Annotated in this window: 6 protein-coding genes; 3 read left to right on the top strand and 3 right to left on the bottom strand. The window is 70.0% G+C overall.

Annotation, left to right across the window (positions count from 1 at the left end; translation table 11 throughout):
- Positions 1-45: 45 nt before the first annotated feature.
- The 3 genes from RMO97_RS09485 to RMO97_RS09475 form a co-directional block, all read right to left on the bottom strand.
- Positions 46-2,241, bottom strand: a complete 2,196-nt coding sequence (locus tag RMO97_RS09485) for a glycosyl hydrolase 2 galactose-binding domain-containing protein (RefSeq protein WP_310540613.1) — start codon at positions 2,239-2,241, stop codon at positions 46-48.
- 106 nt (positions 2,242-2,347) lie between these two features.
- Positions 2,348-2,965 (bottom strand): SIS domain-containing protein, encoded by a 618-nt coding sequence (locus RMO97_RS09480; protein WP_310540612.1) that lies wholly within the window; start codon positions 2,963-2,965, stop codon positions 2,348-2,350.
- Complete coding sequence (locus RMO97_RS09475; protein WP_310540611.1) at positions 2,962-3,954, bottom strand: ROK family protein; 993 nt, start codon at positions 3,952-3,954, stop codon at positions 2,962-2,964. The genes RMO97_RS09480 and RMO97_RS09475 overlap by 4 nt, the downstream gene beginning before the upstream one ends.
- A 53-nt stretch (positions 3,955-4,007) precedes the next feature.
- Here RMO97_RS09475 and RMO97_RS09470 point away from each other — a divergent pair, with 53 nt between their 5' ends.
- From RMO97_RS09470 to RMO97_RS09460, 3 genes are all read left to right on the top strand, one after another.
- Positions 4,008-4,988 carry a helix-turn-helix transcriptional regulator gene (locus RMO97_RS09470; protein ID WP_310540610.1) on the top strand — a complete coding sequence of 327 codons (981 nt, stop codon included), beginning with the start codon at positions 4,008-4,010 and terminating at the stop codon, positions 4,986-4,988.
- Positions 4,989-5,166: 178 nt separating this feature from the next.
- On the top strand, positions 5,167-5,439 hold the full coding sequence (locus RMO97_RS09465) for a hypothetical protein (RefSeq protein ID WP_310540609.1): 273 nt from the start codon (positions 5,167-5,169) through the stop codon (positions 5,437-5,439).
- 546 nt (positions 5,440-5,985) lie between these two features.
- The coding region (locus tag RMO97_RS09460) for a substrate-binding domain-containing protein (protein WP_310540608.1) at positions 5,986-6,744 on the top strand (759 nt) is incomplete at its 3' end.

Raw genomic sequence — 6,744 nt, 5'->3', positions numbered from 1 at the left:
TCCTCACCGGATCGAGGTGGGCGTGGAAGACACGGTGGATGGTGATCATGACTGTCCCAGGGCGAGTTCGTTGTACCAGGCGCTCAGCTGTTCCAGCGGCCAGGGCCTCGCTCCGGCGATGTAGTGGTTGGCCCCCGCGGCATCGCCCGTCCAGCGCAGGCGCCAGCAGCGCACCTCGGTGATGCTGGCCGGCAGGCCGCAGACCTCGGCGGTGGCGTTGGCCGGGACGCTGACCGTGCCCGACCACAGCTTCCCTCCGCCCAACTGGTCGATGGCCACCTCAAGGCACAGGGGCCGCCGCGTGTCGTTGACCGCGAGGACGCGGTGGTGGCCGCTGACCGCATCCTGCACCAGCACGACGACGTCCTGCTGGCAGGCCTTGATCGCGCCGTAGGCGAGCTTGCGCCCGCCGTACCAGTCGACCACCGCGTCGCTGATGATCGGCCAGCCGTCGCGCAGGTTCCACCACAGCAGACCCCAGGTCCTGCCCTTGCCAGCACGCCACGTCTCGATGAAGAACTTCAGCGCCTCGGCCTGCGATAGCTGCGAGGCGGCGATGAACTCGTCGAGGTCACGCGGCTCACGGCCGATCAGCTGGGCCGCCTGGCGGGCGGTCAGGGCGATGCGGTAGTCGTAGCCGACCTCGCCGGGCAACGGCTTGACCGCCAGCGGCAATAGGGCCGGGTTGCCGACGACGGGCCACAGCGCGGTGCCAGGTGCAAGCATGCGCTCCAGGCTGTCCCGGGAGGGGCAGCCGTGGTAGCCGATCTCGGAGACGAAGCGGGCCGGCGAGGCGGTGTAATACGAGCCTTTGAAGTCGTCGCGCGGACCCCACAGGTGGTCTTCGGGCTGGCCCCCGCCGGCCTGGACCGCCGGGCTGAGGTAGGGCGAGGAGGGCAGGTAGTCGCGCAGCGGATCGTGGTCGGCCACCGCCTGGGCCAGGACCTGGCGGGTGATGCGGTCACGGTTGGGATCGAGGCGCTGGCCGGGCCAGGCCCAGGCCACCGCCTGGTCGGTCTCGTTCGAGCCGCACCACAGGGCCAGGCAGGGGCGGTTGCGCAGGCGGCGGACCACGGCGGCGGCCTCGGCGGCCGCCACCGCGGCGAAGGCGTCGTCTTGCGGATAGACCCCGCAGCCGAAGGCGAAGTCCTGCCACACCAGCATGCCGTTGGCATCGCACCAGTCGTAGAAGGCTTCAGACTCGTAGACGTTGCCGCCCCACATGCGCACGGTGTTGCAGCCCAGCTCGGCGAGCATCGCCACGGCCGCGTCGAGGTGCTGGGCGTCACGGCTGTGCAAGGCGTCGAGGGGCACCCAGTTGGTGCCGCGGGCGTAGAAGCGCGCGCCGTTGACCTCCAGGCCGAAGTCGCCCTCGCCGGCGCCGCTGAGCGCCTCGCTGCGGCGCAGGCGCACGGTGCGGAGGCCGATCGCCGTCTCGTGGGCGTCGACGATCAAGCCGGAGCCGTCGCACAGTTCCAGGCGGGCCTGGTGCAGGCGGGCCTCGCCCCAGCCGCGCGGCCACCACAGGTCGACGTCTTTCAGCCGCAGGATGCGGCGGCCGCGGCCGGCGCAGACCCCGGCCTCGGCGACCACCGCCCCGTCGAGCAGGACGCGCAGCTTCCAGAGCTCCCAGCCCTCGTCGGGCAGGCGGAGGCTCCAGTCGACCACCACGGTGGCGCTGCGCGCGTCGGCGTCGGCCTCCAGGGTGGTCCAATAGGCGTCGGTCACGGCGTGGCTGCGCACCGCTTCCAGGCTCACCGAACGCCACAGGCCGGCCGAGAGCAGGCGGGGCATGATGTCCCAGCCGAACTGGTGCGCCGCCTTGCGCAGGCGCAGCGATTCGAAGCCGGTGGTCTGGTGCGTGGTTGCAATTGGTCCGAGTCCAGCGGCCCTGGCCTCGCGTAGGCCGGAGCTAACGCGAACGCACAGATGATTCTCGCCAGAGCGCAGCGCGGTAGTCGCGTCGAGGCGATGGACGATCAGGGCATTGGCCGTGTCGCCGAGGTGGACACCATTGAGCCACACCGAACCCAGACAGTCGAGACCGTCGAGCACCAGTTCGACTTTCCAGGCCGCCAACATCTCGGCCGAGCACGTGAAGGTGCGCTCGTACCACCAGGCCCAGGTTTCAAAGCGGACGTAGGCCCACGTGTTGGGCGCGACCAGCGGATCAGGAGCGAGGCCAGCGGCATGCAGAGCGAGTTCGACATTGCCCGGCACGATGGCGGACAGTCGGGTCAAGCCGGAGAGGTCCTCAGGACGCGTCGGTACGGTGGCACCGGGACCACCACGCAGGGTCCAGGCTCCGTCGAGGGATTGGTGCATAGGTGAGGTTGTCACGGGCATATCATGCGCCAAACAGCGCATCCTCCAAGAGCAGGCATAAGGTATGATAAATAGGTAGATGGTATTCCTGCGCTTCGCAGGTGCGTGTACTCGGCGCACACAAGCAGACGTCGCACAGTGTGGCAAGGCGGCCGCCGCTCATTCCAGTTAAACCGAGTACGTAGAGGCCGCGGGCCCGCGCTACCTCCGCCGCGGCGCAGACGTTTCGCGCGTTACCGGAGGTGCTGATGCCAACGAAGAGCCAGCCCGGCTGGCCAAATGCCTGCACGAGCTGGGCGAAGTCCAATTGGGGATCGATGTCATTCGCCACGGCACTGCGCAGAGCTGGGAAACCAGTCAGCGGGATCGCTGGCAGTCCGCACTGCAGTTTGCTAACGATGTCAGGATCCAAGCCGACGCGTTGCGCGGCGGGCAGCGGACGACGTGATTCAAAACCCTTGAGCAGTTCTCCAGCCCAATGATCAGCGTCAGCCGCGCTGCCGCCGTTACCGCACAACAACGACGTTCCGCCACCGCGATAACAGCGCAGGAACAACTCGTGCGCAGCGCGAATGTCATCTGACAGTGCAGTCAGTTCGGGGCGGCGGGCGAGCAGAGCGGCGAGATGGTCGTTGCTCATGTTTCAGCCTCGACTGCCAAAGGGGCGAGGGCCGAGTCGACGGCTCCGCGCACCTCGCGGGCGAAGCCGCCGGCCTGGTAGACGGCGATGGCGATGGCGGCCCAGGTGCCGATGTCCGGACCCAGGGCGGTGGGCACGACCTTGCACACGGCCAGGGAGCCGGGCAGGGCCTCGGCCTCCAGCACCGGGCGCATGTGCGGTTCGAGCCAGCGCCGGGCCCGGCTGTAGACCGAGCCCAGGACGATGACCTCGGGGTTGAGCACGTCGATGACGATGGCGAGGGCCTGGCCCAGGCGGCGTCCGGACTCGGCCAGCAGGTCGGCGGCCAGGGCGTCGCCGGCCTCGGCTGCCTGCACCACGTGGCGGGCGCTGATCTCCTCGATGCGTCCCGGGTTGAAGGCGACCCGCCCGCCGTGCCTGCGCGCCTCGGCCTGGGCGAGGCGGCCGATGCCGCCGCCGCTGCACCAACCCTCGAAGCTGCCGGCCTTGTTGTAGCCGACCGGGCCCTCCGCGCTGAGGCGGACGTGGCCGATCTCGCCGGCGTTGCCGTTGGCGCCCTCGAAGAGCCGGCCGTCGCAGATCACCCCGGCGCCCATGCCGGTGCCATAGGTGAGGAAGACGAGGTTGCGGACGCCGCGGCCGGCGCCGAACTGCCATTCGGCCAGGGCTCCGGCGTTGGCGTCGTTCATCAGGAAGGCGCGGCCGCCGAAGCGCCGCTCCAGCTCGGCGCACACCGGCACGCGGTCCCAGCCCGGCAGATTGGGCGGCGAGAGGATCAGGCCGGCGGTGCTGTCGAGGGGGCCGCCGCAGCTGATGCCGAAGACCGGGGCCGGGCCCGGCGCGAGCTCGGTCACCGTCTCCCAGAGCCGCGCCTGGGTCGCCAGGGCGTCCGTGGTCGGGAACCGGATGGTCCGTTCGATCACGCCAGCGTCGGTCGCCCGGGTGACCGCGCACTTCGTCCCGCCGATGTCGAGTCCGATGATGCTCATGCCGGCAGTATAGGCTTGCGGGAGCCGGGGCGGTAGCCCACCATTGCGCCATCATGACCTTCGCTTTACGCCACGTCAGCCTGGTCCCGGAGCTTGATGCGGGCGACGGCTTCGCCCGTGGCATCGAGGCGGCGTTGCGCCGCTGCCTGCCCGCGGGCTGGAGCCTGCGCCCGGGCGGCGACGGGCCGGTCGTGGCCCTGGAGCGCGGGCCCGACGGCGGCTGGAGCCTGCGCGCCGGAGCCGGCACGGTGGGCGTCGACGACCTGGCGATCGGCGCGGCGGCGGCCCGCCACCTCGCCGCCCTTGGCGCCCGCGACCTGCGCTATGCCGGGCCGGCGACGGACGGCTTGCGCCTGCGCGGCTTCGCCATCGCCGCCGGAGCCCTGGGCATCGCCGCCGGACGCCTGGCCGGAAGTGGTGGCGGTGGCGGCCTGGTCGGCGTCTTCGCCGACGGGGCGGCGGCCGAGACGGCGGCCCTCACCCACCTCGCCGCCGCCGGCCTGGCCGTCCCCCGCGACGTCCTGCTGCTCGGCATCGAGGACGGCGGGCTGCCGGCGCCGCGCGCGCCGGGCCTTTCGCGCCTGCGCCTCGACCCCGAGCGCATCGCCCGCGCCGCCCTCGCCCTGGTCGCCGAGGCCTCGTCGGGCCGCGTGCTGGTGCCGCCGGCCGGGGTGGTGACGCGGGCCAGTTCGGACGAGGGCGGCGGCGACGATCCGCATCTCGCTGCGGCCCTCGCCCACCTGCGCGCCCACCTCCATCGCCCGCTCGACGTCGGCGCCCTGGCGCGGGCCGCCGGGATGCCGCGGCGCAGCCTCGAACGCCTGTTCAGCGCCACCCTCGGGCGCACCCCGCTCGACGAGATCCGCCGTCAGCGCGTGGCCCGGGCCCAGGAGCTGCTTGCGCACAGCGATCTGCCGCTGGAGCACATCGCGCAGCGCGTCGGCTTCTCCGGCCCCGACCGTCTCGGCGTGGTCTTCCGCCAGGTCGCCGGGGTCACGCCCGGATCATGGCGGCGCCAGCACCGCTCTGGCTGAGCTCGCGCCGGCAGCTCTGGCGACCGGCTGCGCCCACTCCTGTCCCATCCCGATGCGTGCGCCCTGTTCAATTGAGGATCAAGCGCAGCTAGGAGTCTGTCGGAGATAGACTCTTAGAGTGTCTGGAAGCCAACCAGGTCCAAGCCTCATCAGCATAGCACCCTATATAGAGCAACGGATGCCGATTTATAATGCAGGCATGGAGCACACATCAATGCATCACAACCGCGACAACGACGTCAGCGACACATCACAGCTCGCTGCGGCAATTGATGGGCAGTACTGGGAAACTGAATTCGAGCCCACTGCGGACTCATTGACCGAGACGGCCTACTTCTTGTACATTGATCACGGCTCCGTCCCGGGACAGGATATGCGAAACTGGCTGGATTTAGAGGCGCTCATGCTCAAGGAGAGCCAACTGGACCGTCGCATATCGTTGCGGGACTGAGGCTGGGCCGTGCAGGTGTCGGTCTCCGGATTCCTGTCCTGGCGCCACCATGTTCCAGGCCCCCGTCCGGTAACGACCGGCAGCACACCGTCACCCTTCGGGCTATCGATGCCGACTGTCCCGAACTGCCAGGCCTGGCTGGCGAGCGCGCCCGAGGACTGTGGCGGATCCTATAGCCGCGGTAACCACTCGGGCCATGGGGCCCCGTCGCGCAGTGATGGGGCGGCTGCCGAGCGGCGGTGGGCGGATACAATGGGCGAAGCCCATCCGCCCACGGTTTCGGAGCGGCAGCGACGAAACCGAGCTGCGACAAAGGCAGCGGGGACAGGCCCACAGGGCCGCAGGGGCGGAGCCCAATGCTGTAATGCTAAGGGGCAATGAGCCCTGGGACCGCGCGCGGCCCGCGCGCCAGGGGCAATGATCGTCGGCTCGCCAACCCGAGCGCGCCAGCGGCGCGCGGTCCCAGGCTGGCTTAGCTTAACAGCATTGGGCGGAGCCCCAGAGCAGTTGTGGATGATGCGCTCGCCCCGTGCTTCGCAGCGGCCAATGGCGCAGGGCCATATCAAGGCAAGCTGCACGGTGATGCCCGCCATCGCCGTCTGCCTGCCCTCCTACTGCCGCTACGAGCAGGACGCCATCCGCGGCCTGCTCGCCCACGCTGCCCTTGAACTCGACTGGCACCTGTATTTCCGCAACCTGAATGATTTTACCTATCCGGATGAACTCGCTTCCTTCGACGGCCTGGTGGCGTGCGCCTTCACGGCCGAAGAGGCCCGCGCCTGCGCCAGGTTGCGCAAGCCGGCCGTCAATCTGGTGCGCTGCGCAGTGCCGGGCCTGCTGCCTACCGTGACCTGCGATGACGCCGCCATCGGCCGTCTGATCGCCGAACATTGCCTGTGCCGCCACATGGAGCACGTGGTGCTGATGGGCACCGACCTGCCATTCTGGCAGGTACGCGAGCAAGCCCTGCGCGGGCGCCTCGCCGAGATCTGCCCGGCACTGCCGATCACCGCCATGCCGAGGTCCCTCTGCGCGAACGCCACCACCCCAATCAGCCGGCGGCAGGCTATCGGGATCTGGCTGGGCCAATGGCGCCATCCGCTGACCATCGTCGCCGTGAACGACCTGTGGGCCCGCTCGATCTTCCACGTCTGCCACCAGCTTGGCCTGCGCATTCCCGAGCAGGTCGCGGTGATCGGTGCCGACGTTGAGCCCCTCCTGCTCGGCCTGCCCGATCCCTACATCTCGGTGGATATCAATGGGGAGATGGTGGGCCGGGAGGCGGCCCGCTGCCTCGCCCGCCAG

Source organism: Phenylobacterium sp., assembly GCF_031425575.1.
In the GTDB taxonomy this organism is placed as follows: domain Bacteria; phylum Pseudomonadota; class Alphaproteobacteria; order Caulobacterales; family Caulobacteraceae; genus Phenylobacterium.
The sequence above is the reverse complement of the archived record's forward strand: the minus strand, read 5'-3'. Positions and strand labels throughout refer to the sequence as shown.